This window comes from Candidatus Dormiibacter sp., assembly GCF_050999135.1.
GTDB classification, from domain to species: Bacteria; Chloroflexota; Dormibacteria; order Dormibacterales; family Dormibacteraceae; genus Dormiibacter; species Dormiibacter spiritus.
On record NZ_JBPCPN010000025.1, the window covers coordinates 1 to 24,832 of the forward strand.

Sequence of the window (24,832 nt, forward strand, 5' to 3'; positions counted from 1 at the left end):
ACCAGATCGAGCGCAAGTTCCGCGAGACCCGGCTTTTCCAGGTCGCCCCGATCTCCACCAACCTGATCCTGGCGCATATCGGGGAGCACGTCCTGGGTCTTCCACGCTCCTACTGATGCTCCCCCTCAACCCCGCCGCGGTCGAGGGAGCTGGAATGGCGGGAGCGATCTAGGGAAGCGTGGGCACGAACCAAAATGGCGTGCCTACATGCGCGCGCTTTGGATGGGGCGTCAGGGCGCGGCTCGTAAGGACTCCCAGGCGACCCGGACGCCGAGGCCGACGAGCACCACACCGGCAACCGTCTCGAAGCACCGCCGCAGGCGCCGCCCCAGCGGGCTGGCGCCGAGCCCGGCCAGCCCGCGGCCGTAGACCAGCAGCCAGCTGATCAGCATGACCTCGAACAAAGCCACCATGAGCATGGTCCGCGCCGCGCCATCTCCCGGGCGCAGGAACTGCGGCACCAGCGTCAGGAAGATGACCGCCGCCTTGGGGTTGAGGAGGTTGCCAGTCAGCCCCTGCAAGAATGCCACCCTGCGGCTCAGGTGTGGACCGGCTCTCGTGGGGGCTGGTTGTGGCACAGCCTGGCCTTGCGCGCGCGTGCGGAGCAGCGACCGCAGGGCCAACGTGCCCAGCACTACTAGGTACGCGGCTCCGGCGAGGCGCAGCATCGTAAAGATGGTGGCCGAGCGGGCCAGCACAGTGGCGACGCCCAACGCCGCTGCCGCCGCCCAGCCCAGGATGCCGACACCGACGCCGAAGGCGGTGGGGGCGACGGCGTCGACTCCACCGCGCAGCGCGTTGCGAGAGACCAGCGCCATGTCCGGACCGGGAGTGATGATCAGCAGCCCCGCCACCGCGACGTAGGCGAGAAACCGACCATCGATGAAGTCCACGATCCTCAGCGTACTGGCCGCGCTTGGAGCGCCCATTACTCATCGCGTGTTTAGATAGCAACGCTCAGGGCGGTGCGAAACGGGAGCATCTCGGGTGTGAAACAGCGGCTGGTCGGAGAGGAACTCAACCAAGACCGGCGCAAGCACCTGGACTTCCATGTCGTGGGTCTGCCCTTCCAAGTGTGCGCAGTTGTGCATCAGGCATGGCTTGGCTCAGGGGCCGTGCTGTGTCAGACATGAAAGGATAGCTGGCGTCGCCGCTCATAACGAGTGTAGGTACGCTCACGCGGGCTGCCAGGTCGCTGGGTACGGAAGCGGCTTTCCCCAAGATCGCGGTGTGGTCATAAAGGCGGGGCGGGACTGTGACCCGCCCGCACCCGCCTCTCTGTCGCCTGGATCGCCCTACTACTGAGCCGGCAAAGCAGCGATCAAGTGCCTATTGATACAACACAGCCTGGATCTTCGGATCATTGATATTCGTGGAGTCGTACCAGTAGTAGCCCGTGTTGATGAACTTGGGCTGTGATACTCCCTTGATCGCCTTCATCGCCGCCACGACTACCTGTTGGCCAATTGCGATGGGGTTCTGCGTAATTGCGCCTGCCAATATGCCGGACTTGATCGCGTCGATCTGAGCCTTTCCTGAGTCGAAACCAACTGCCTTCACGCCCTTCTTGCCGCTCTCCTGGATGCCTTTAGCCACCCCTTCAGCGGAAGCTTCGTTCGAGCCGTAGATGCCAGCGAGGTCCTGGTTAGCTGCGATGATCGACTTGGTGATGTCAGCTGCCTTGTTCAGGTCGCTGCTGCTGTACTGCGGAGGCAACAGGGTGATGCCCGGGGCGTTCGTCTTCATCCAATCGATGAAACCGTCACGGCGTTGAGTACCGGTCTGGCTGGTCTGATCGTGAATGACCATGCCAACCACTCCCTTACCACCGAGCAGCTGCGAGAGGTGCTTGGCATCCTCGGCGGCCGCAGCCTTATTGTCTGTTGCTGCAGTCGTCACCGGGACGGTGCTGTCGACGCCGGAGTCAAACGCGATCACCGGGATATTCGCCGACTTCGCCTGCTGCATGAGAGGCGCGGCCGCCCTGCTATCCAGTGCGGCAAACCCGATGGCGTCGGGGCGCTTCGCGAGGGCGTTGGTGAGCATCGTAATCTGCTTTTCCACATCGGACTCGGTAGGCGGTCCCTCAAAAGTTATTCTCGCACCCTCCTTCTTGGCTTCACTCTCGGCACCACTCTTGACCGCCTGCCAAAACTGCTGAGAGAAGCCTTTGGAGACAATGGCGATGTACGGCGTCTTGCCCCCACTCGCACCCGTGCTGCCGCTGCCACCGCACGCCGCGACTGACAACCCAACGAGCACGCTGGCAATGATTCCGATCCGTCCCCTGAGCATGTGCATCGTACTCCTCCTTGTCCACCGTGAATTACCGTTCGCGACCGTGATGCCTGACTCCAGCGGCGGATTTCCAGTCCTAGACCCCCGCCGGGCGAAATGGTGGTAGATCACATGGCGGCCTTCCTTCTACGTATGTTGTCCGTGTAGACCGCGGCCAGGATGACCGCGCCCAAGACGACGTTCTGCCACTCCTGCGGCACGGACATAATCTGCAAGCCGTTGTTCAAGAGGGAAATGATGAGGGCGCCAATCACCGTGCCGAGGATCGATCCCTTTCCGCCAAACAGCGAGGTGCCGCCGATGACAACCGCCGCAATCGCCTGCAGCTCATAGCCCTGGCCCAGGGCGGGCTGGGCGGAACCAAGGCGAGCAGAAATAAGTACACTGGCGAGCCCGATAAACAGGCCGGCAAAGGCGTAGATGATGATTTGCCACTTGCGGACATTGATACCCGAGAGCGCAGTTGCATCTGCGTTGCTGCCTATCGAGTAGGTGTATCTGCCTAAGACAGTCTTGTTCAAGATGACGGCAGCGATGATGGCTACGGCAGCCAGAACAATTACGGCATTGGGGAACTTCACCCCTGGGATGAGATTGCCGGTTGAGATGGCCGCATACCCCGGAACCGTGTCGAAGTAGATCGGGGCGCTGTGAGAGATGACCAGCGCAAGTCCCTGAGCAGCGAGCATCATTGCTAACGTGGCGATGAAGGGTGGGATCTTGAGAATCGCAACGTTGAAGCCATTGATGAATCCAATGACCCCACCGAAGAGGATCGCCAGCAGCACTCCAACAGGCAGCGGTATATGCCAGTGCACGATGAACACGCCGGCCATCACCGCGGACAGGGACATGCCCGTACCAATGGAAAGATCAATGCCGGCGGTGATGATCACGAACGTCGTGCCTATCGCCAGGGTCCCAATGACGACCGTCGAAAACAGCATTGACGTCACGTTTGAGAATGTCAGAAAATCCGGACTCGCAAGTGAAAAGAACACGAAAATGACGATGAGGCCACCGAAGGCTAGAAACTGCTGGAGCCTTCCTCTGATCGTCGATGCCAGCTCCCGACCTATCGGTTTCTCCGTCGCTACACCCGAGGCGGTCACTTCTCCCCTGCCGTCTGATCGCTGTTGACGCCGGCTGGGGACGCTTCGTCTGTTTCGAAAGAGTCGTGCCCCGCTGGGTCGCCAGGGCGTTCGGCCTGCCTCAGTGTCGCGTAGTGCATAACTGACTCTTGGGTTGCCTCGTCAGCCGTGAGGATCCCGGCGATGCGCCCCTCGGTCATCACGACCACCCGGTGGGACATCCGCAGCACTTCCGGCAGCTCAGAGGAGATCATGATGATCGACTTGCCGTGGGCCGCCAGTTCGTTGAGCAGGACATAGATCTCCTCCTTGGCACCGACGTCTATCCCGCGGGTTGGCTCGTCAAAGATCAGAATGTCGCAGTCCTTGACCAGCCATTTGGCGATGACGACCTTCTGCTGGTTGCCGCCGGACAGGTTCTTCGTGATCTGGTTGATGGAAGGGGTCTTGATCCGCAAGGTCTTGACGTACTTCGCCGCAGTTGCTCTCATGCTCTTGCTCTTGAGGAACCCCCACGCTGCGTAGAGTTCGCTAACTGCGCTGAGGACGATGTTGGCCCCAACGTCTTGCTCGAGCAGCAGGCCGAAGCGCTTGCGATCTTCGGAGAGGTAGCCAATCCGATGCTTCGCGGCGTCCGCGGGGTTGCGGATCGAGATTCGCTTGCCGCGCAGCGTAATGGTTCCGGACTCGATAGCGTCTGCTCCGACGATCGCACGCGCGACTTCGGTTCGACCAGCACCCATGAGCCCAGCGAAGCCGAGGATCTCACCCTTTCTGAGGTCGAAGCTAACATCCTTCAGCCGTTCCTTGGTGGTCAGCCCCGAGACGGAGAGGAGAACCTCCCGGTCATCGCGCACCCCGACCGGGGTAGCGTCGCTCGTGATCGAGCGGCCCACCATGAGGGCAATAACGTCTTTCATCGATGTCGTCCGCACGTCGAGCGTGTCGACGTATTGGCCGTCGCGGATTACCGTCACGCGATCGGAGATGACCTTCAGTTCGTTCATGCGATGCGAGATGTAGATGACACCGGTATTCGGCCGGATGAAACGTCGGATGAGTTCGTGCAGAGTCGCCACCTCTGCGTCGTTGAGCGCCGCGGTCGGCTCGTCCATGATGAGGACCTCGGCCTCGTAGGATAGGGCTTTGGCGATCTCAACCATCTGCTGCTTGGCGACCGTGAGAGCGCCTACATTCTGCTTCGGGTCGAGGGGAAGCTCAAGGCGCTCAATGAGCTTTTGAGCCTTCACGTTGAGGGCGCGCTCGTTCAAGAAGATGTTGGCCCAACGGGGTTCTCGCCCCACAAAAATGTTTTGGGCCACTGTGAGGTCGGGAATCAGGTTGAAGTCCTGATGGATAACGGCAATGCCTAACTCTTGCGCATGCTTCGGGCTGGCGACCTCCAGCCTTTCGCCGTTGAGGTAAAACTCCCCTTCATCAGCGGTGTAGATGCCCGAGAGCAGTTTCATCAGTGTGGACTTGCCAGCGCCATTCTCACCAGCAAGGGCCAAGACTTCGCCCGGACGAAGGTCCAGGTGGACCTTGGAAAGAGCTTTCACACCTGGGAAGTTCTTGGTCACTCCTTGGACCTCCAGGAGTGGTGTCATGGTCCTGGCGTCTTCCCTGTTCCAGCGGATGTTTGATCCGCAGTCACGACCCCCTTGCGAAGCAGCGCGTTGCCATATTTGCGCGATTCTCCCGTGCGCACGATCAGGAACGCTTGAGCCGACAGTTCATAAAATATTTGCCTCTCGACAAAACGGACGTCGGCTCCGGTTGTCCCCGCGGCCGCGATGAGCTCGTCCTGCAGGGCCAGCTGCGCCCCGGTGGCGGAAGTCATCAGATCCAGAGCCGGCGCATCGTCGAGCGGGACGACTGTGCGAATCGCCCGGAGGACGTCTGGTGAAGTTAGACCGGGGAGCTCCAGGATCCGGCTGGCGAGTCGCTCCGCCGGAAAGTGCGCATCGGCCACCACGACGGCGTCGGAATGCCCCATGGCGTCAAGATACGCGAGCAGCCGACCCGTGAGCAGAGGATGTATTCCTGTCAGCACTGCCGACTCTCTCCTCGAGAAAGCTGGGTTCGCTGGAACCGGTTGAAACGCATTGTTTTTGCACCGTCGATCCTATCGCACCGCGGATGCCGTGAACTGCGGCGAATTTTCGAGTCACGCGTTCCGAGTGCAGTGTAGCCGATGGTAGATGGTGGGCGGGAACTGAGCCGGCAAGAGTGACAGACGGTGGCATAAGATAGCGGTTGGATGACGCGGCGGGACACTTTAGCTCGCTGCTCTCCCAAGTCGGTAGGTCGCGACGGCAGTGCCGCCCATCAGCAGCGACTGTTCTCCAGCCGATAGCTCGCCGATGAGCTCAGCCATGACCCGCCAGGTGGGACCGTACCCGCCCGCCGGAACAGTCATCGGCCAATCACCGCCGTACATCAGGCGCGAGGGTTCGAAAAGTTCGAGTGCGGTCTCCCACGTTGGGCGCAAGGCCGCGGCCGTGAACGGAGTTCCTGGCACCCGCATGCCGGAGAACTTGCCGACTGTGTTCGGATATGCGGCTACGCGCGCGATGGCCTCGCGCCAGTCAGCGTAGTCCGGCCTGCCAATCGGCGGTTTTCCCAAATGGTCGATGACGATGGTGAGATCGGGGAAGTCTGCCGCAAGGGCCTCCGCAGCCGGAAGGTGGCGCGGCCAAGCATCAGGTATGTCGTACGGGATCCTGCGCGTGGCAAGCAAGGCCAGCGACTCCCGTACGCCCGGCAAGGTGAGGAAGTCGGCGCGTGGATCCATGTGCAACAGATTGCGTACTCCGCAGAAGGCCCGATGCTGCTGCCAGTGATCCAGGGCATGCTCGGTGGCCGCCGGGTCATCCAGCGCCACCCACCCGACCACACCGGCCACCCACGCGTTCGCGTCGGCGGTGTCCAGTAGGAACTCCGTGTCGGCGAGCGAATCCTCCGCCTGAACGAGGACCGCACGGTCCATGCCTGAGGCATCCAGTTCGGCCTTGGCGTCGGCTGCCGTGTATGTCGCATACAGGCTGCCCTGCTCGCGGTTCAGCCAGGCGTAGTCGCTGACTTCAAGATCCCAGACGTGCAGGTGGGAGTCGATCCGCGAGCCCGCGTTGAAGGGGGTGCTCATTCGGCAATCAACCCCTTCGCGGCGAGGGTGCGCCACATGTCGTCAGGGATGGTCACCATCATCCGCTCGGCATTTTGTTGAATTTGTTCTGACGTGCTTGCGCCCACGACGACCGTGCGCACGGCCCGCTCCCGGAGCGTGTACTGGAGAGCGGCGGCCGGCAACTCGACGTCGTACTGCGCGCAGACGCCCGCGATGTCCTTGGTCCGAGCAAGCAGCTGGGGTGGAACCTCACCGTACTCGTATCGCGAGTGCGTGCCGAGATTGTTGGAGGCCAGCAGCCCCGAGTTGAACACGGATGAATTGACCACACCGATACCTTTCCGGCGGCACTCCGGGATGACCTCAGCCAAGGCCGGCTGCTCAACCAGGGTGAAGCGGCCGGCTACCATGAGCAAGTCGAGGGCGTCAGAGCGCACGGACTCGAGCAGAGCCGCCACGGACATGGAGCCGACGCCGATCGCCGACACCAAGCCCTCGTCGCGTAGCGCGGCAAGAGCTGGGATGCCAGCGGAGATCCCGAGAGTAAGGTCATATTTCTCGGGGTCATGCAAGTAGAGAATGTCAACCGAGTCCAGCCCGAGACGTGCAAGCGACTCGTCCAGGCTGCGACGGATGCCGTCGGCACTGAAGTCCCACACGCGCTTCAGATCGGCGGGGACCGCGAAGTCATTGGCGGCGTCCAGCCGTCCGAGACCCTCCGGGTTTGGCCTTAACAAACGGCCGACTTTTGTGGACACGATGAACTGGTCTCGCGGCTTGGTCGCCAGGAAGTGCCCAACTCGCAGCTCGGACAGTCCCAGCCCGTAATGCGGCGCCGTGTCGAAGTACCGAATTCCCGTCTGCCAGGCGGTCTCGAGCACCGCCTGCGCCTGGTCGTCGGTCAGCGGTCGATAGAGGTTGCCCACATTGGCGGCCCCGTACGACAGCGGTCCAAAGCCAAAGTCACTCATCACGGTTGCCCGCCCGTTCCTGGGGGCATCCCAGCTAGCCACGGGGAGAAGCTTCAAATTAGCGCCAGAAAAGCGATCGACGTACCGGCACGCGTTGTTCAGGCATCAGGGGCGGCCTTCTGCAGCCGAGCTAGAGTGTGCGCCTGTTCCAGCGTCGCTGGATAGAGCTCTCGATACACCCCGTACAGCTCATCGTAGAGGGAGCGATTAGCCGGGTTCGGCTCAACGTTTGCCACCACAGTGCTCCAGTCTTCCTCCGGCGCAGCCAGGCCTACGGCTCGCGCGGCCAGCAACGTGTCTCCGTAAGCGGCGCCGATGGTGTGCTGCGGCAGCAACTGCCTGCGGCCCGTGACGTCCGAGACTACCTGTGTCCACAAGCCCCCCTTCGTCCCGCCACCGACCGCGACCAGCCTCTCGCTCTTGCCCCCGGCCTCGGCCATCGTTTCCAGAATGTGTCGCACACCATAGGCGGTGGCCTCCAAGACAGCGCGGTAGAGATGACCGCGGCCGTGAGAGAGGGTCAGCCCAAGCATCAGGCCGCGTGCCGACGCATCGAACAGCGGCGTGCGTTCCCCAGCGAAGTAGGGCAGGATGACCAGGGCGTCTGAGCCAGGCGGAACCGAGGCCGCCTCTGCCACCAGGTCCTCGTAGGGCAAATTCCCCGAAATATTCCTAAGCCACGCTGTGATGGCGCCAGAGGTCGCCATCCCACCTGCCAGGTTGTGAGTTCCAGGTAGGACGCCGGTCGTGCCCCAGAGGCCGGGATCGCTCACTGGCCGATCCAGCACCTCGATCAAGAACATGGTGGTCCCATACATCAACATCAGGTCGCCGGGATGTTGGACACCAACGCTCGCCGCCTCACTCCACGCGTCAATTGTTCCTGTGACAACCGGCGTGCCGGCCGACAGCCCAGTGACCTCGGCAGCTCCCGCAGTCACCATGCCGACGACCTCTGCCGGCCACAAGAGGCGGGGCAGCGATAACCCAGGTGCGATCTGCTCTGCCCATTCGGTGATCCAGCCGTTCTCGTGTACGTCGTAGAGCGGGTCACACTGACTGGCGGAGTGGTGATCGAGTACATACTCGCCGGTCAGCCGGTGGGCGATGAACGAGTTGACCATGAAGAGTTTCTCAGTCCGCTCCCAGATCTCCGGTTCGTTGCGCCTGAGCCACAGAATCTTTGGGCCGATGGCCTGGGTCGTGAGGATCGAGCCGCACCGGGAGAGAAGCTTCTCCTTGCCATACCTGTCATTCAGTTCCCTGATCTCGTCCTCGGCGCGGGTGTCGATGCCATAGAGAATTGCAGGCCTCAGCGGCCTACCGGCGCCGTCGGCCGCCAGAAAGCAAGCGCCTATCCCGCTGACGCAAACCGCAGCTACGCCCCCCTCCGCCTGGGGCAGGAGTTCACGGCACAGGCCGAGGAAATCCGCCCACCAGATCCCCTCGGCATCGTGTTCGGCCCAACCGGGCCGGGGAAGGGAGAGCGAGTGCTCTCTCTGAGCGCTTGCCACCACCTCGCCACCGGGTCTGGCTAGCACACCCTTGCTGGAGGCGGTTCCAATATCCACGCCCAGCAGTAGTTCGCCCCTCACCATCGTGCGCAGCGGGGTCCTCCCCCGATTGTGCATGACATCCGCACGTTCACTGTAATCGATTACTGCCTTCCATTACACTGCCACTCAAAAGAGTGTCAAGGGGACCGCACCGATCAAGCCGACCGGTCACCAGGATCGCAACCGTGCACGACGTGGCGGCGGCCGCGCGGGTCTCGGTCGCCACCGTCTCCCGGGTCCTGAACGGCAACGAGAAGGTGGACCGGGAGCGCCAGCGCCGGGTCCTGTCAGCCATCGAGGAGCTTGGTTACCGGCGGGACGGGGTGGCGCGAAACCTGCGCCGGGGCTTCACCAAGGTTTGGGGGCTCGTCATCAGCGACATCGAGAACCCTTTCTTCACCAGCTTGGTCAGGGGCGTCCAAGATCAAGCCGACGAGGAGGGCTATTCGATCATCCTCTTGAATTCGGACGAGGACTTGGATAAAGAAGCCCGCTGTCTGGCGCTCATGGTGGAAGAGCGTGTCGCCGGTGCCATTCTGTCGCCAGTGTCTGAGACGCAGTCGGTGATGGATCTGCTGGTTTCGACCGGCACTCCGACGGTAATGGTCGATCGCCGAATTCGCGGTCTCGCAGTCGATACGGTCACTGTTGACAATGTGCTGGGCGCGTACGAGGGCACCATGCACCTGCTCGGTGCCGGACACCGGCGTGTGGCGTGCATCAGCGGTCCGGCCGAGTCCACCACCGGCCTCAATCGCGTAACCGGATATCTGCGCGCCCTCGAGGAGACCGCCCTGGCCGGCGAGCCCGAGTTGATTCGGACTACCGACTTCAAGCGGGGTGGCGGCTACCGGGCCACCCTAGACCTTTTTCGCCAGGATCACCGTCCGGACGCCATGATCGTCATGAACAACCTGATGACCGAAGGTGCGCTCCATGCCCTGCGCGAACTCGGACTACGAGTGCCCCGCGACGTGGCCTTGGTTGGCTTCGACGACCTCTCCTGGGCAACGCTGGTTGAGCCCCAACTGACCACCATCGCCCAGCCAGTGCGGGAGCTGGGACGGGCGGCCGCGGAATTGCTGGGCCGACGATGCCGTGGCGACAGCTTCGGCTTCCCGGCCGAGGTGATGTTGGCGCCCAGCCTGCAGATACGCGAGAGCTCCGTATCCCGACAGCCGTCACCAGGGTGATTCGGCGGTTGACTCGCCGCGTCCAAGGACGATGATGATCAGAACGAAGACTGGCGTCTGCCGCGGGTCAGTGATAGACGGCCTTCTTGGGTCGCCGGGGCATATGCCGGGTGGTGTGAGGGGGGAGGCGCGGCCTCCCCCTGCCTCTACTGCTGCTTGCTGAAGTCGTACTGCTGATACAACTGGGCGGCATTCTGCGGAGTGACCTCGGTTGTGCCCAGCACCTGCTTCTTCGACACCGGTTGGTGGTGCACGATCTTCTCTGCTGAATCGGCCGCCTGCTGTGCGCAGGTGGGGTAAATGAAGGTACCGGCCAGCTCTCCGAGCTGCACGGCGCGAATCCCCCCGTCAGGGATGGCCAGGCCGTCGATCCCGATGAACTTCATCTCCTTATCGCGGTTTGCGGCCTTGGCTGCCAGGTAGGCGCCGAGCGCCATAGGGTCGTTGTGGCCGTACACCAAGTCGATCTTGGGATACTGCGCCAGCCATTGTTGCATGATCGGCGTGGCGTTCTCCTTCAGCCACTTGCCCTCCCGATTGGCCACTATCTTGATGTTCGCGTTGGCAGCGATGGCATCCCGAAAGCCTTGGTCGCGGTCGATCTGAGGTTGGTCCGAGAGAATGCCCCGAAGCTCCACCACGTTGCCCCCATTGGGCAGCAGCTTGACCGCAAGCTCCCCAGCCCGCTTGCCGATCAACACGTTGTCGCCCCCAATGAAGGACGTGTAGCAGTCGGTGTTGACGGAGCGGTCGAGGATGATGACTGGAATCTTGGCGCTGCAGGCCTGCTGCACGGCCGCGGTCAAAGGCGCCGGTTCGTTCGGGGACACGATCAGTACGCTCGGCTTCTGCGCGATCAGGTTCTGCACTTGGCTGACCTGCGTGGCGCTGTCCTGGTGCGCGTCTGCGATCGGCAGCAGCTTCAGATCTGGGTACTTCTTCACGAAGTGCTGGAGCTGGATGTTCAGCTGGGCGCGATACGGCTCAGCGTTGTTCGACTGAGAATAGGCGACGACGAACTGCTGTCCCCCGCTGGAACTGCCTCCACTGCCTCCGCCTCCGCAGCTGCCAAGCAACCCGGACAAGAAGACCGCGGCGGCCAGTCCGTAGAACCCTCGACTCAAACGTTTCATGTCGTTCTCCTCCGTGTGAACTCCCTGCCGAAATTTCCCAAACTGATCAGTAGGCCGGGTCTCTGCAGCACGACCGCGACCACCACGATCAGGCCCTTGACGATCAACTGGAGGTTGTCACTGACCGCATTGAGGCCAAGGACGTTGTCCAGCAGCGTCAGGATCAGCGCTCCCACCAACGTGCCGATAATGCTGCCGCGACCTCCCGCCAGACTGGCTCCGCCGATGACTGCGGCGGCGATGGCGTCGAGCTCGTATGACGTCCCCGCCAGCGGGTCGGCTGAGGCGCTGTAGGCCGCATCGATCGGACCGGCGAAGCCCGCCAACATACCCGAGAGCGAGAAGACCGCGATCTTGACCGCAGTGACATTGACGCCCGAGAGGCGAGCTGCCGTCTCGTTGCCACCCACCGCATACACATGCCTGCCGAAGCGTGTCTTCGACAGTACCAATTGGAACATGACGCAGACAACCAGGAAGGCGACCACCGGATAGTAGACCCCCGTCCTGCCGAAGATTGGTAGAGGCAGGCCGGTCAGGATGTTGTGGCCGGGCGTGCCGAGGCTCTGGAATGCCGCCGAGAACGGCGCGAGTTGGCCGTTTGCGTCCACGACCTGCGTTCCCACGCTGACGTTGTCGCTGGACTGACGATCCAGGCCGCGGACGATGGTCAGGCTGGCCAATGTCATCACAAAAGATTGGACCCGCAGCCAGGCCACGCCGGCCCCGTTGCAAAAGCCGAAAAACAGCCCGACCGCCATGCACAGGGGCACGATCTCCCAGGGCGCCAGGTGCCAGCGCGTGAGCAGTAACGCCGCCGTCATGGACCCGATGCCCAGGATGGAGCCAACAGAGAGATCGATGCCCGCCGCTAGGATGACGAGCGTCTCGCCGACGGCCAGGATGCCTCGGGAGGAGAAGGCTCCGACCGCATTGGTCAGGTTCTGTTGGTTCCAGAAGACATCCCCCTTGGTCAGAATGCCCGCCACGACGACCAGCACCAGCCCGATGTATCCCTGCAGGGAGCCGAGCAGCGAGAGCACTCGCCCGCCGCGCTCCCGCCAGGTCCGGGAGGGTGCGAGCGTGGGCTCAACCGGCTGTCGGCCGTCCCCATCGCGCTCAGTGGTCGCCCCGCGCGCCTGGCCGGGAACCGAGCGGCGACTCATGCGCCGGTGGCAAGCACCGGTGTGCGCGCCATCGCCGCCTCGAGGATCGCTTCCTGGCTCGCATCGCCACGATGGAACTCGCCGGTTATCCTGCCCTCGCACAGAACCAGGATTCGGTCACACATGGCCAGCAGTTCAGGCAGCTCGGAGGAGACCATCAGGATGGCCACGCCTTGCTCGGCCAGCCTGCTCATCAGGCTGTAGATCTCGGCTTTGGCTCCAACGTCGATTCCACGGGTGGGCTCGTCCATCAGAAGCACGCGGGGCCTGGTGAGAAGGCACTTGGCCAGCACTACCTTCTGCTGATTTCCGCCAGACAGGTGGTTCACAAGCGCACCCAGCCCAGGCGTCTTGACCCGAAGATCGCGCACCATCCCGTTCACGGCGGCCGTCTCCCGCCGCCGGCTGAGGACGCCCCAGCGCCGGAACTGCCCGAGTGCTGTCAGGCTGATGTTGAACCGGACGGTGTTCTGCAGAACCAGGCTCTGGGCCTTGCGGTCCTCGGCCAGCAGCGCTACGCCGCGGCGCAGCGCATGGTGTGGCGACCGCGGTGCGTACGGCCGCCCGCTCAAGCGCATCCGGGAGCTCCAAGCCCTCCTCGGCTGCGCCCCGAACACCGCCTCGAGCGTCTCAGTCCGGCCAGCACCCATCAGGCCGGCCAGTCCGACGATCTCACCCGACCGGACGCTGAAGTTGACGTCGTGAAGCCCGGCTCTTCCATTGCGCTGATCGCCGCGCAGATGCAGGTGCTCGACCAGGAGGCCAACCTCGCCTCCCTCCGCCGCCGCCTGCTCGCGGGGGTAGAGGTCGCCGAGCGGACGGCCGACCATCATCCGGATCAGCTCGGCATGTCCCACCTCGCGGCCGGCTCGCCTCCCGATCAGGCGGCCATCCCGCAGCACTGTGACGGAATCCGCTATTTCGTCCAGCTCCTCAAGGCGGTGAGAGATGTAGACGACGGCCACGCCCTGGCGGGCCAGGTTGCGGATCACGCCGAACAGCCTGTCCACCTCGGCCGCGGCGAGCGCCGATGTCGGCTCATCCATGATCAGCACCCTCACGTTGAGAGAAAGTGCCTTCGCCACCTCGATGAGCTGCTGCTCGGCAATCCGGCACTGGCGGACGGCACGTCGCGGGCTGAGCCGAAGGCCAAACCCCGAGAGAAGTTCGGATGTCCGCCGGTCCATCCGAGTCCTATCGAGAGCGCCCCAACGCGTACGTAGCTCGCGGCCCAAGAAGATGTTGTCCGCCACCGACAGTTCGGGCACGAGGTTCAGTTCCTGGTGGATCATGCCGATGCCGAGCTGCTGGGCATCACGAGGTGAGTGGATGGAGACCTGGCGACCGTTCATCAATACATGCCCGTCATAGGAGCCAAACACACCGCTCAGAATGTTCATCAGCGTCGACTTCCCGGCCCCGTTCTCACCGAGCAGTGCCGCCACCTCACCGGCACGCACTGTCAGAGAGACGTCCTTAAGTGCCCGCACGCCCGGGAACTCCTTCGAGATGCCACGCATCTCCAGGAGCGGGGAACCCGTCAACATATCCGCCCCAGGGCGAGCGCCGGGCTGGCGAAGACGGCCGGCAGCGCCGGCGCGCGACGGGTCCAAGTCAGCATTGAGGTTTGCCCGCCACAGCTCTCAGCGAATGCAACTTGTCTCATACCGCCTCGCCCATTCCCTGGTAGTCGATGCCCACCAGGCCGCAGACGGCTCGTAACTCCGCGACGTGCTCACCCGGCACGGCGTGGATGTGGTTGGAGCCGTAGCGCTCGAGGAACTCTGAGGCTTCAACGCGAAGCCGCGCGAAAGCGTGCGGCCACTCATAGGTCGACTGGCGCATCAGAACCTCGTTGGTCCGCTGGTCGTATGTCTCTAGTGCGCCGCGCAGCACCTGCATTCGGTATCGGCCGTCGAGACGCGTGAGCCGCGCGAACGTGCACTCGCCGGGGGCGGCTAAGTGGTGGATGGAAGCGCCCCCAGCGGGGAAGTAGAAGCCTTCGGGGTACAGATGTACCCGGCGCAAATTCTCCAGCGGATCATCGCTACGGGCGGCGTACCAGGTGGCATGCTCGCCGGAGTTACACAGATCCCAGATGCCGCGATCGGCATGGTAATGGCGCACATCCGCGAATAGAACGGGTGTGTGGGAGAGGTTCTTCAGCAGCTGCATCGTTAGAGCGCCGTCCATGTCCGCTTCGGTTGCGCAAACGTGCGACTGCTTCGGGCCGTCCCAGTCGTAGGGATCGTTGAGGAAGGCTTCAGTGACGTCCATCGTGGCGAAGTGGTTAGTGAGCTCGGGCTGGGCCTTGATGCCGGAGAAGTCGAGGTGCCATTCGTCGATCAGCTCGCGCATCGCGTAGTACGAGCGCACCTGGCGTTCCAGGAGCTCCGGCGTGAGCTGGCGGCCGTCATAGTGGACGCCGGCGGCGTTGCGCTCCAGCCACACGCGTCCCTCCCTCACCCGCGATGCTTCGACAGTGTCCGCCCGGCGCACGATCTCCCACTGGTCGATCTCCTCGACGTCCACGCCGAAAGTGCGCATCCATTGGTCGGGGTTGGCGACCGCGGTGTACATGCCCATCGGCCTCCCGCCGATGCGGCCAAATGTGGCGCCGCGAAGCGCACCAACGGCGGCGGCAGCACGAACCTGGACGAGGACTCGGTCCAGCACAGTCGACTCGCGAATGTCTCCCCACGCGCGCGCGTGCGCCCGACCGATCTGGTCCAGCGCCCCACCGGCCGCCAGCATCCCCACCATGCCTGGAAACTGCGGGTCGACGTTGGCGAGTAGAAGCAAAGGACCGCGGCTTGCCTCGGCGGCCAGCATCGAAAAGTGGGGAAAGGCCCAGACCGGGTAGTGGAAGATGGTCAGGTCGGGACGCGCGTCAGCCAAGCGCCGACCTTCAGTGGTGGCGACTTCGCTCGTCCACAGCGGCCCGTCGCCCCGTATTACCTCGTGACCCTCCGCCTCCAGTCGCCCCGCGATCGCGGTCTCCGCCGCTGTGGCGAAGTCGTGGACGTCGCGCTCCACGAAGTCGCGACCGTCCGACATGGTAAGAAGCCCGATTCGCGCCACCGTTCCCCTACCCCGCCGGCGCGGGCTTATGCCGGATTTGGTGTAAACGATTTCTCAGCATGTGCCGTTGGAGTATATAGAGGCCAGGGAGACCTGTCAACGGTCCACCGAGCGGGCGGTCACGCGCTCGCCGCCGGCTGGGCTTGGCGCGGCCACTACCAGCCGCCTATCGGTGCCTGTGGCTAGGGCAAGCCGGTAGAGCGTCGGTCGACGCTGAGTCGAGGGCAGCTCTGGCAGACGCCATCTAGAATGACGCTGCCAACAGCAGTCTGGGAGAGCGCTTCGCCCCGCGCCTTAAGGCCGGTGCTGGCGTCGACGGCCCGACTGTGCGCGAGAGGAGGTCCAATGTCCGACACCAGAATGAGCAAGCCTGTTCTGCACCACGTGACCTTGAAGACCACGCGATTGGACGAGATGGTGGAGTGGTACGCCAACGCCGTCGGGATGCGAGCCAACCACCACGACTCAGCCGGCGCGTGGCTCACCAACGACGAGGCTAATCACCGCATGGCGATGCTCACCGTCCCTGGTCTGAAGGACGACCCCGACAAGGTGCCACATACGGGGATGCACCACGTCGCCTTCGAGTACGGCGGCATCGATGGGCTCCTCGAGACCTACGAGCGCCTGAAGAAGCAGGGCATCACCCCACACGCCACGCTCGACCACGGCCTCACAACTTCTCTCTATTACCTGGACCCGGACGGAAACAGCGTGGAGCTCCAGGCCGACAACTTCGGGGACTGGGGGGCTTCCAGCGAGTGGATGAGGACCGCGCCGGAGTTCAATACCAACCCGATCGGGGTCAATGCCGACCCGGAGCAGCTGCACGCGGCCTGGCGGGCCGGTGCGGATGCCGCTGAGCTTCACCGGCGGAGCTACGCCGGAGAGTTCGATCCGGGAACCCCCCTGGATCTGCGGCTGCCGACCGGGGCCGTCCCGCAGTCCTCGGAGACCGACAAACCACCCGTCTGACGCAGCGCTCGGGATCACCCATCAACCGGCCGGTAGAAGCTCGACTTGCTACACGCACCTATGTCATCTCCGTTTCACATGCCGATGGCCGGCGACCTCGGCCTCGGTCACCGTCGAAGCCGCACCGCGGACGCGATCGATGAGACCTTCCGGGTCGACCTGTCGCACATCCCCGCACCAGGCGACGTGCTGGTCCGGGCGGACGAGGACGAAGTCTGCGCCGTAACGCGGGCGCAAGCTGCGGCCGCGCAAATCGACGACGGCGAGAGGGACACGGCGAGCTTGTGCGGCGCCTTTGAGGGCTGTCCATGACGCGGCGGGATCGTCGAGCACGAGGAGCGACATCGCGCTTCCCAGTTCGTCGTAAATAGAGCGGCCGGGCTCGAGCCAGACGTGCGGAAGACGCACGCCCGGCCGGGCGCGGGGCGCAGCGCCGGGCGAGCCGGCCGCCTCGTCAGCCACGATCAGAGGTGAGCCTTCATAGCCGATATCGAGCACGAGGTCCAGCGCGTGGAATTCGGCGTCCTTCGTTCCCTGGATGCGAGCGTGGGCCATCCGGCGGGCTTGGACGCCGGTCTCATCGTCGTCCTCGAGGTGCGGCGCGTAAAGCTCGGTCGAGAGCGTCTTGTTGTTCTCTGTGGCCGCCCGGATCACCTGCTGCTGGACCTGGCGCCGCTCCAGCTCGTAGCTGTCGAGGAGGCCCGGACCACCCCATCCGTCCAGCACCGCTGCCAGCTTCCAGCCCAGGTCGACGGCGTCGCCGATCCCCGTGTTGAGCCCGTGGCCGCCGAAGGGCGGGTTCAGATGGGCCGCGTCGCCGGCGAGAAAGACGCGACCCGAGCGCAGGTTGTCGACAAGCTGCATGCGAGCCGTCCAGGGGTCGTCGGACAGGATCGTGGCCTCGATCGGCCTGCCCACGGCGCCGTCGATCAGCGCCCTGGCGTTGCGCCTCCCCAAGTCCGCGTCGACGCCGAAGGCGATGATCCACCAGGTCCCTTCGAGGTCCAGCGGTCCCATTGCCCCCGGGGTGAGTTCGTTGACGATCCAATAGTGCACCGCCGGGCCGTGAGGCACATGCCCCCACAGTTCCGGCGCGTGGAAGACCATGCCGAGGTTGGGGCGGAGCGCGAACTCGCCGACGTAGGAAGCGCTGATCTGCTCTCGGACGGTGCTCCGGCCGCCGTCGCACCCCAGCGCGTAGTCCGCGGCCACGACGGCTTGATTCCCGGCCGGGTCGGCGAGGTTGACACTGACCGCGTCGGAGTCTTGCTCGACCCCCACCACCCGCAGCCCTGTCGCCAGGGTGCAGGTAGGCAGCTCACGAACGACGTCGCGAAGCAGCTCCTCCAACACGTATTGCGGGGCCTGCTGGCCCGGCTCGGGGAAGCGGTCCCCCTCTGGCAGCAGGCCGAGGACGCCGGTGAACCGAGACAGCTCGTGCCCGACCAGCGACGTGCAGAAGACGATGTCCTGAGACCAGGTGATGGGCAGCGGCGCCTCGGCCCGGAAGCGATCCGCGATCCCCCAACGCCGGAGGTGCTCCATCGTCCGTACGTTGACTGTCTTGCAGCGCGGCCGCGCGCGCGAGACCTCGATCCGAGGCTCGACCACCAGGCACTCGACTCCGCGACGGCCGAGCTCGACCGCGGCGGCGAGTCCGACCGGCCCACCGCCAGACACGACCACCTGCACCGACCTCGGAAGGGAGGCCACACTCGGGGCCGGGTCACTGCGCATGCGTCTCTACATTGTCCTTGCTGCATGCTCCAAAATGACGCTGCCAAGCCATGCTCGTGAAGACCGCCCTGACCAACGTCCGCGTGTTCGACGGCAGCCGGCTCTTGGAGCCGGACACGGTGGTCATCGAGGGAGGGCTAATCGGCAGTGATGCGAGTGGCGCCCGGATGATCGACGGAGGTGGCGCAACCTTGCTGCCTGGCCTGATCGACGCCCACGTGCACTTGAGCGGCGTCGAGACGCTGGAGAAGCTCTCGGCCTTCGGGGTGACTACGGCGCTGGACATGGCCACCTGGCCGCCGGCGCTGGTCGCCTCTCTACGGGGACGGGCCGGGCTGACCGACATCCGCAGCTGCGGCACTCCCGCGACCTCGCCTGGCAGCCTTCACAGCCGGATCCCCACATTCCCGGAAAGCGGCCTGGTGGCCGGGCCGGCGGACGCTGCCGGCTTCGTCGCCAACCGCGTGGCCGAAGGCGCCGACTACATCAAGATCATCGCCGACATTCCGGGCCCCGACCAAGCGACGCTGAGCGCAATCGTGACCGCCGCCCGTGAGCAGGGGAAGCTCACTATCGTCCACGCGTCTTCCTTCGCCACGTTCAGGATGGCGCTCGAGGCCGGCGCCGACATGGTGACACACGCACCGCGTGACCGCGCTCTCGACGAGGAGACTGTGGGCCGGATGCTGGCCGACGGCCGGGTCTCGGTCCCGACGCTGACGATGATGGAGGCGGTCGTCGAGCACCTGACGGCTACCTCTTCGGGGGTGCCGCCGCCCGGTGCGGACTATGGCGCGTCGCGAGCCAGCGTGGAGGCCCTGTACCGGGCGGGAGTGCCGATCCTCGCCGGCACGGACGCCAACTCCACGCCGGGCGCTCCTGTCTCGCCTCCCCACGGCGAGAGCCTCCACCACGAGCTCGAGCTTCTGGTCAACGCCGGGCTCTCGACGGTGGACGCGCTGCGCGCGGCCACGTCGCTCCCCGCCCTGCACTTCGGACTCCACGACCGGGGCTCGATCGAACCGGGACGCCGGGCCGACCTGGTCCTCATCGATGGGGATCCTTTGCAGGACATCTCCGCGACGCGCAACCTGCAGCGGGTCTGGTGCGGCGGCCAGGAACGGGTGGGACGCTAATCTCTTGCCAGGTCAGCGGGTTGGCCTTGTACTGAGATCCTGCGTCTGGGCCAGAGCGGCATATGCCGCTCGCAGCTCGGGCAGCAGCTGACGGGCGCGAGCCGGGTCGGCCCGCTCGGTCCGGAGCTTCAGGATGTCGCCGGTCCGGCGCTCCGGCGGCACGTCTTCGCCTCGAGCCACCAGCAAAGCGTGGAAGTGGGGATACGCCTCGCCGAAAATCATGAGGTACGTGGCTGGAGACTGAGTCACCCGCTTCAATGCCCCGGCCACGGCGCGAGCCCTATGCCCGAACGAGCTCAGCTCGGCTTCGTCCAGGCCCGTCCACCCAAGGGCGTGCCTTCGGGCCCGGAGAATGACCCAGCCGGGCACCTCGTAACCGGGCGCGATCTCGCAAGCCCAGCGCTCATCCCTGAAGATGACCACGTCCTGAGCGGCGTCTTCCAACTGGCACATCAAGCAGCCCTGCGCACTCACCTGCTACACCTGGTGCCCCTGAGGCTGGCCCAGGATGTCGGCGAACGCCTCCCGGCGCTCGTGTAGGTAGGCCTCGACTGTCCTGGGCGGTGTTCCGGTGATCCGCTGGACATCGTCAGTGACAGACTCCGACTCCGCGTCGCGGAACAGCTGGTACATCTCCGTGAAATGCTCCGCCTCCCAGGGCTCGGTTCCGCGCGTCAGCAGACTCTGCCCGACACCCTCAGGAGTCGTCTCGCTGACAGGGATTTGGAGTCCGGTCTCCGCCCCGATCAGCCTGGCGATCTCCTCGTAGCGGACAGCTCGCGGACCGGTGAGGACGAGAGTCTGCCCGGCCCAGCGATCGTCCAGCAGAGCCTCGGCGGCCACCTCGCCGACGTCCCGGGCGTCGATCAGGCTGATCCCGGCGCTTCCTATCGGGTTGGGCACCGCACCGGTCGCGCGTAGGGCCGGGAGCATGACGTGATCGATCAGGGTCTGCATGAACGCGTTCGATCTGAGAATGACGAAGGGCTGGCCACTGGCGGCTAGGACCTGCTCGATCTCCCAGTGCTCTCGGCAGACCTGGGGGCCGTCGGGCTCGATGGCTGAACTGGTGCCCGAGAGCTTGACGATGCGTACGCCCGTGCGGCGCAGCGTGCGGATGACCCGCAGCTGCAGGTCCGCCATGTCGTCGCCGTGCGGGCTCAGCAGGAATAACCCTGTGGCACCGTCTGCCGCGGCTGTGACGTCGGCGGGCTTCCATGCGTCGCCAGGGAGGATCTCGACGCCGGACGGCAACGCCTGGCGTGCCTTTTCGACGTTTCGGGCGAGGACACGGACGGCCGCGCCCCGGCTGGCAAGGGCGGCTACGACGTGAGGACCGACATTTCCTGTCGCGCCTAGGACCAATACCATCGCAGTTGCTCCTTTATCAGTGCGTGGATTCGGTCAGCGCGGCTGCTCCGCCAGCAGCTGGCACTCGTCCGCGAAGGCGAGTTGGCGGAGCTGCAGAGCGTGCCCAAGCCTGTGATGGTCGATGCTGTGACCCGTCCCTCGCGCGATGCTCGCGTCGACGAAGGGAGCGGCGGTGAAGAGGGTCGCGAAGCGCGCAATCGTCTCCGGCGAGCTCACCCACAGGGCGTCGAACTCTGCCAACGAGTTGTGGACCGGTACGGTGACCTTGGGCGCGAGCTGAGGCAGCTTCTCCGCCGCCCAACGTGAGGCGGCCACGAGCTCGACCACCGGCGCCGGTGCGTAGGAGGCGTGGGCGGCCGGCAGCACACCGGGGTCGAAAGTCCACGAGGGGCCGAACATTACCCCGTCGCATTGCTCGGGCGGAAGGGCGACGGTGTCCAGGCCGGTCGCCGACGTGGCGGCGGCCAACCCTTCGGAGGCGCCGCCGGTGGGGATCAACGATCCGAGGCCAGTGGCCGAGACCCCAAACAGCTTGAACCCAGACTCGCGGGCGGCGATGGTCAGTGCAATCATGCCGCCGATCGAGTGACCGACCAGCACGACGCCGGACGCGGATATCCACGCGGCAACTTGCTCGATTGCCACGCCGAGGATCTCTGCCTGGCGCTCGTAGGTGTTGTCGGCCGGCGCGAGGCTAGAACTGGACCCGTAGCCAGGCCGGTCGAAACTCACGATCGGGTAGCCCTGCTCGACAGCAAGTTCGATGAACGAGCCGCCGGGCCACGTCGGCACGTCGAAGTACTTCGCAGAGTAGAGCCCGCCGTGAAGGGTCACGATCAAGGGTTGGTTGCTCGGCTCACTCGGCTTGGCCGACGAACCCGCGACCACCACTCCACTGCCGACATCGACCCGCACAGGGTCACGCGTCATCACTCCTGACATCGTCTCCCTCCTCCCTTGAACGGCTTGGTTGCGATTGTAGGGTGCACCCGTAGATTGACGATGACCGGCCAGTCGAGGCCCAGCGGCGGGCCGACAGCGGGAGATGTCAGGCAAGCCGGGGCAACAGCCGGACGGCACTGCCTCGTCGATGTGGTTCGCACGATCCGCTCGGCCACGGCGTTGGCGTTCGGCGCCCGTGGCGGCACGCCGGCGCTGCCCAGGCTCGCCAGCTCACGGTCAAAGTCACGTCACAGTCGGACCGAATGCCGCAACCTGTTGGTGTTCGACGATCGCCACCTGCGCGCAGTGCTGGCCGAGTTCGCCGATTACTACAATCGCGACCGACCGCATCGCAGCCTGAGGCTGCAAAGTCCGCTTTCCGGCAGCGCCCGAGCCCGTGGCCGCGTCGTGTCTCGGCCCGTCTTGGGCGGCCTGCGCCACCTCTACGCTCGGGCGGCTTGAATGGGGATGGAGTCTCGCCGCCCTTCGGGTTCTCCTTCGAACGGCGAAATCCTGAACGCTGAACTGATCAGTGCGGGCTCGGACACCGGCAACTGAAAGGAGCGGAACCAGCCTCAGTTCCCGGCGGCGGTTTGCTCGGTTTCTTCGACGACCGCCTCAACGGGTCCAGGCGGTGAATCAGGCGCCGCCACTGGCGGAGACGATCCGGTTCCGCAGCCTCCCGATCCCCTCCACCTCCGACTCGAGTAGGTCCCCGTCCCGCAGGAACTCGGGTGGCTTGCGGGCAAAACCGACTCCCTCCGGCGTGCCTGTCGCGATGAGGGCGCCGGGCAGCAGGGTCATCCCGCGCGAAAGCCACTCAATCGTAGCGTCGACCGGATAGATCATGTCCCGCGTGTTGGCATCCTGCTTCACCACCCCGTTGACGAGGCACCGCAGCCGAAGCGACTGAGGGTCGGGAATCTCGTCGGCGGTGACCAAAAAGGGGCCGATCGGGCCCGAGTTGTCGAGGCTTTTCCCCTTGAAGAACTGACCACCCCAGCCGTTCTGAATGTCGCGAGCACTGATGTCGTTGACGACCGTGTAGGCGAAGACGTGGGACAACGCCTCGGAGCGTTTGACGTCGACTCCGGCTTTCCCGATCATCACCCCCAGCTCCACCTCCCAGTCGATGTCCTTTGACACCGCAAATGCGATGCGGAGATCGGCGTTAGGGCCTGCGATCGACGTGATCGCTTTCGAGAAGATGGTTGGCGGCTTGACCTCCTCGCCGCGGACGCCCGCCCCTTCCTCGGCATGCTTTTGGTAGTTGCGGCCGATGCACAGGATGTTTCCACACGACTTGTCGTAGGGAGCCAGCAACTCGACCGAGTCCAGCGGCTTGATCGCGGCCCCTTTTGCCCTCGCGACCACACCGCGAATCGCGTCCACCCCATCGCCACCGGCGGCGATCAGGCTCAGCAAGTCAGCCGGTGCCTGGGCACCATTGGAGGCGGCCTCGGTGAGGTCCACCAAATCTTGCCCACCCGCGCGCAGCGCACCCAGTCGACGTCCGCTCCCACCGTCAAAAACTGCCAGTCTCATGTTGTCTGCTCCTTGCCGGCGACGCCGGCTCCCAAATACAGCTCTTCAAAATCCGAGCGTCCCAACAGGTCCGCTGGTGACCCCTCAAGGGCCTTCCGCCCGTTGACCAAGACAATGGCCCAGTTGGATATCTCAAGCGCCAGCCGCGCCCTCTGCTCAACCAGCAGAACAGCTCTGCCAAGATCCGCGAGGCGGCGCGCATGGTCGCGAAGGAGGCTGTCGGCCAGCATCGGCGAGAGGTTGGCCGTTGGCTCGTCCAAGATCAGGACCCGCGGGTCGAGCATCAGGACGCGGGCGACCGCCAGCATCTTCCGCTCCCCGCCGCTGAGCTTTTCCGCCCGCCGCTTGAGCATTGCCTTGAGCGCGGGGAAGACGTCCATCACCTCCCGCATCCGCCCCTCGATCTCGGCCGCCTTCAGCAGGTAGCCGCCCATCTCCATGTTCTCCACTACGGTTAGCGGACCGAAGATATCGTTCACCTGGGGCACGTAGCCAACGCCGAGGCGGGCCAGCTGTTCAGGCGCCCGGTTAGTCACCACCTCTCGGCCAAGCTTCACCTCGCCGGGGTCGACTCGAAGGACTCCGATCAGTGCTTTGAGCAGTGTGGATTTGCCGGCTCCGTTGGGCCCGATCACCGATACGACCTCGCCCGGCGCAACGTCGATCGAGACGTCTTGGATGATCGGGACAGCGCCGTAGCCCGCTGTCACTCGGGTCGCCACGAAGAGCGGCTCGGGGCGGCTAGCCAACCAGGTACGCCTCTACGATCGCTCGCTGTTTGCGGAGGTCGCCAAGCCTGCCCTCGCCGATCACCCGACCCTGCGCCATCACCACCACCGGGTCGCACAGGCGCTCGACGATGGCCAGCTGGTGCTCGACGATCAGGATCGTCAGCCCTTCGTCGCGAAGCGTCTCAAGATAGGAGGCAATCTCACCCACCGTGTTTGGATGCACGCCGGCCATCGGCTCGTCCAGCAGTAGCAGCTTGGGCTGCAGCATCAGTGCTCGCATGACTTCGACCAAACGCTTCTGGCCTCCGCTCAGATTTCCGGCGTACTCCGACTCCTTGGCCCGCATCCGGAACCGATCGAGCAGCCCTCGTGCGCGGACGACCAACGCCTCCTCGTCGTGCCACCAGTGGCGCTTGCCCAGTAGGGCTCCCAGGAGGGAGTCGCCGCGATTGCCGGGCGCCGCCGCCAGCAGGTTCTCGAGCACTGTCAGCTCGGCGAACTCGCTGGGGAGTTGAAATGTCCGCACGAGGCCCCGGCGTGCCCGCTGGTAAGCCGGCAACCGGGTGATGTCCTCGTTGTTGTAGTGCACAGTTCCTGCGGTTGCCGGAACAGTCCCGGCCAGGACCGCCATGAAGGTCGACTTGCCTGCGCCGTTGGGTCCGATCAGGCCGGTCATGCGGCCTGGCTGGACCTGGATGGAAACGCCATCCACCGCGCGCATACCCTCGAAGTGCCGATGGACATTCCTGGCCTCCAGGAGCGGGGTCGCTGAAGGCACG

Annotated in this window: 24 protein-coding genes; 5 read left to right on the forward strand and 19 right to left on the reverse strand. The window is 64.7% G+C overall.

The window, feature by feature from the left end; all coding sequences use genetic code 11:
- Positions 1-116, forward strand: a 116-nt coding sequence (locus ACR2MZ_RS05970; RefSeq protein ID WP_434003604.1) for a hypothetical protein, incomplete at its 5' end; no start/stop codon positions are given.
- A 114-nt stretch (positions 117-230) separates the two neighbouring features.
- Here ACR2MZ_RS05970 and ACR2MZ_RS05975 read toward each other — a convergent pair.
- The 8 genes from ACR2MZ_RS05975 to ACR2MZ_RS06010 all read right to left on the reverse strand — a co-directional run bounded on the left by ACR2MZ_RS05975 (position 231) and on the right by ACR2MZ_RS06010 (position 9,118).
- On the reverse strand, positions 231-893 hold the full coding sequence (locus tag ACR2MZ_RS05975) for a LysE family translocator (protein WP_434004156.1): 663 nt from the start codon (positions 891-893) through the stop codon (positions 231-233).
- A 436-nt stretch (positions 894-1,329) separates the two neighbouring features.
- Positions 1,330-2,295, reverse strand: coding sequence for an ABC transporter substrate-binding protein (locus ACR2MZ_RS05980; protein ID WP_434004236.1), 966 nt, complete (start codon positions 2,293-2,295; stop codon positions 1,330-1,332).
- Between the two features lie 110 nt (positions 2,296-2,405).
- Positions 2,406-3,410: an ABC transporter permease gene (locus ACR2MZ_RS05985; RefSeq protein WP_434004157.1), complete on the reverse strand. Its 1,005-nt coding sequence runs from the start codon at positions 3,408-3,410 to the stop codon at positions 2,406-2,408.
- Positions 3,407-4,996: a sugar ABC transporter ATP-binding protein gene (locus tag ACR2MZ_RS05990; RefSeq protein WP_434004158.1), complete on the reverse strand. Its 1,590-nt coding sequence runs from the start codon at positions 4,994-4,996 to the stop codon at positions 3,407-3,409. Before ACR2MZ_RS05990 ends, ACR2MZ_RS05985 begins: the two co-directional genes overlap by 4 nt.
- Positions 4,993-5,442 (reverse strand): RbsD/FucU family protein, encoded by a 450-nt coding sequence (locus ACR2MZ_RS05995; RefSeq protein ID WP_434004159.1) that lies wholly within the window; start codon positions 5,440-5,442, stop codon positions 4,993-4,995. The genes ACR2MZ_RS05990 and ACR2MZ_RS05995 overlap by 4 nt, the downstream gene beginning before the upstream one ends.
- A gap of 225 nt (positions 5,443-5,667) precedes the next feature.
- On the reverse strand, positions 5,668-6,534 hold the full coding sequence (locus tag ACR2MZ_RS06000) for an amidohydrolase family protein (protein ID WP_434004160.1): 867 nt from the start codon (positions 6,532-6,534) through the stop codon (positions 5,668-5,670).
- Positions 6,531-7,529: an aldo/keto reductase gene (locus ACR2MZ_RS06005; protein ID WP_434004161.1), complete on the reverse strand. Its 999-nt coding sequence runs from the start codon at positions 7,527-7,529 to the stop codon at positions 6,531-6,533. Before ACR2MZ_RS06005 ends, ACR2MZ_RS06000 begins: the two co-directional genes overlap by 4 nt.
- Before the next feature lie 56 nt (positions 7,530-7,585).
- The gene (locus tag ACR2MZ_RS06010) at positions 7,586-9,118 is read right to left on the reverse strand and encodes an FGGY-family carbohydrate kinase (RefSeq protein ID WP_434004162.1); all 1,533 of its coding nucleotides are present in this window, start codon (positions 9,116-9,118) and stop codon (positions 7,586-7,588) included.
- A gap of 110 nt (positions 9,119-9,228) precedes the next feature.
- Here ACR2MZ_RS06010 and ACR2MZ_RS06015 point away from each other — a divergent pair, with 110 nt between their 5' ends.
- Positions 9,229-10,236, forward strand: coding sequence for a LacI family DNA-binding transcriptional regulator (locus tag ACR2MZ_RS06015; RefSeq protein WP_434004163.1), 1,008 nt, complete (start codon positions 9,229-9,231; stop codon positions 10,234-10,236).
- Between the two features lie 146 nt (positions 10,237-10,382).
- Here ACR2MZ_RS06015 and ACR2MZ_RS06020 read toward each other — a convergent pair whose 3' ends face one another.
- The 4 genes from ACR2MZ_RS06020 to ACR2MZ_RS06035 form a co-directional block, all read right to left on the reverse strand.
- Positions 10,383-11,369 (reverse strand): substrate-binding domain-containing protein, encoded by a 987-nt coding sequence (locus ACR2MZ_RS06020; protein WP_434004164.1) that lies wholly within the window; start codon positions 11,367-11,369, stop codon positions 10,383-10,385.
- The gene (locus ACR2MZ_RS06025; protein ID WP_434004165.1) at positions 11,366-12,535 is read right to left on the reverse strand and encodes an ABC transporter permease; all 1,170 of its coding nucleotides are present in this window, start codon (positions 12,533-12,535) and stop codon (positions 11,366-11,368) included. Before ACR2MZ_RS06025 ends, ACR2MZ_RS06020 begins: the two co-directional genes overlap by 4 nt.
- A complete protein-coding gene (locus ACR2MZ_RS06030; RefSeq protein WP_434004166.1) occupies positions 12,532-14,082 on the reverse strand; it encodes a sugar ABC transporter ATP-binding protein in 1,551 nt (516 codons plus the stop codon). Before ACR2MZ_RS06030 ends, ACR2MZ_RS06025 begins: the two co-directional genes overlap by 4 nt.
- 115 nt (positions 14,083-14,197) lie before the next feature.
- The gene (locus ACR2MZ_RS06035) at positions 14,198-15,616 is read right to left on the reverse strand and encodes an L-fucose/L-arabinose isomerase family protein (RefSeq protein ID WP_434004167.1); all 1,419 of its coding nucleotides are present in this window, start codon (positions 15,614-15,616) and stop codon (positions 14,198-14,200) included.
- A 345-nt stretch (positions 15,617-15,961) separates the two neighbouring features.
- Here ACR2MZ_RS06035 and ACR2MZ_RS06040 point away from each other — a divergent pair, with 345 nt between their 5' ends.
- Positions 15,962-16,591 (forward strand): VOC family protein, encoded by a 630-nt coding sequence (locus ACR2MZ_RS06040; RefSeq protein WP_434004168.1) that lies wholly within the window; start codon positions 15,962-15,964, stop codon positions 16,589-16,591.
- Positions 16,592-16,654: 63 nt separating this feature from the next.
- On the opposite strand, the gene ACR2MZ_RS06045 is transcribed toward ACR2MZ_RS06040, so the two are convergent.
- On the reverse strand, positions 16,655-18,328 hold the full coding sequence (locus tag ACR2MZ_RS06045) for an FAD-dependent monooxygenase (RefSeq protein WP_434004169.1): 1,674 nt from the start codon (positions 18,326-18,328) through the stop codon (positions 16,655-16,657).
- A gap of 50 nt (positions 18,329-18,378) precedes the next feature.
- Here ACR2MZ_RS06045 and ACR2MZ_RS06050 point away from each other — a divergent pair, with 50 nt between their 5' ends.
- Positions 18,379-19,464: an amidohydrolase family protein gene (locus ACR2MZ_RS06050; protein WP_434004170.1), complete on the forward strand. Its 1,086-nt coding sequence runs from the start codon at positions 18,379-18,381 to the stop codon at positions 19,462-19,464.
- Between the two features lie 12 nt (positions 19,465-19,476).
- On the opposite strand, the gene ACR2MZ_RS06055 is transcribed toward ACR2MZ_RS06050, so the two are convergent.
- Genes ACR2MZ_RS06055 through ACR2MZ_RS06065 form a run of 3 tightly spaced genes read right to left on the reverse strand, consistent with a single transcriptional unit; the run spans position 19,477 to position 21,777 of the window.
- On the reverse strand, positions 19,477-19,917 hold the full coding sequence (locus ACR2MZ_RS06055; protein WP_434004171.1) for a hypothetical protein: 441 nt from the start codon (positions 19,915-19,917) through the stop codon (positions 19,477-19,479).
- Between the two features lie 24 nt (positions 19,918-19,941).
- Positions 19,942-20,835 (reverse strand): NmrA family NAD(P)-binding protein, encoded by an 894-nt coding sequence (locus tag ACR2MZ_RS06060; protein WP_434004172.1) that lies wholly within the window; start codon positions 20,833-20,835, stop codon positions 19,942-19,944.
- A gap of 33 nt (positions 20,836-20,868) precedes the next feature.
- Positions 20,869-21,777 carry an alpha/beta hydrolase gene (locus ACR2MZ_RS06065; protein ID WP_434004173.1) on the reverse strand — a complete coding sequence of 303 codons (909 nt, stop codon included), beginning with the start codon at positions 21,775-21,777 and terminating at the stop codon, positions 20,869-20,871.
- A gap of 60 nt (positions 21,778-21,837) precedes the next feature.
- Here ACR2MZ_RS06065 and ACR2MZ_RS06070 point away from each other — a divergent pair, with 60 nt between their 5' ends.
- Entirely contained in the window at positions 21,838-22,239 is a 402-nt protein-coding gene (locus ACR2MZ_RS06070) for an integrase core domain-containing protein (RefSeq protein ID WP_434004237.1), read from the forward strand.
- A gap of 177 nt (positions 22,240-22,416) precedes the next feature.
- Here ACR2MZ_RS06070 and ACR2MZ_RS06075 read toward each other — a convergent pair whose 3' ends face one another.
- The 3 genes from ACR2MZ_RS06075 to ACR2MZ_RS06085 are packed head-to-tail and all read right to left on the reverse strand — an operon-like array spanning position 22,417 to position 24,831.
- Positions 22,417-23,322 carry a fumarylacetoacetate hydrolase family protein gene (locus tag ACR2MZ_RS06075; protein WP_434004174.1) on the reverse strand — a complete coding sequence of 302 codons (906 nt, stop codon included), beginning with the start codon at positions 23,320-23,322 and terminating at the stop codon, positions 22,417-22,419.
- Positions 23,319-24,071: an ABC transporter ATP-binding protein gene (locus tag ACR2MZ_RS06080; protein ID WP_434004175.1), complete on the reverse strand. Its 753-nt coding sequence runs from the start codon at positions 24,069-24,071 to the stop codon at positions 23,319-23,321. Before ACR2MZ_RS06080 ends, ACR2MZ_RS06075 begins: the two co-directional genes overlap by 4 nt.
- Positions 24,064-24,831, reverse strand: a complete 768-nt coding sequence (locus ACR2MZ_RS06085) for an ABC transporter ATP-binding protein (protein WP_434004176.1) — start codon at positions 24,829-24,831, stop codon at positions 24,064-24,066. Before ACR2MZ_RS06085 ends, ACR2MZ_RS06080 begins: the two co-directional genes overlap by 8 nt.
- Position 24,832: the final 1 nt, after the last annotated feature.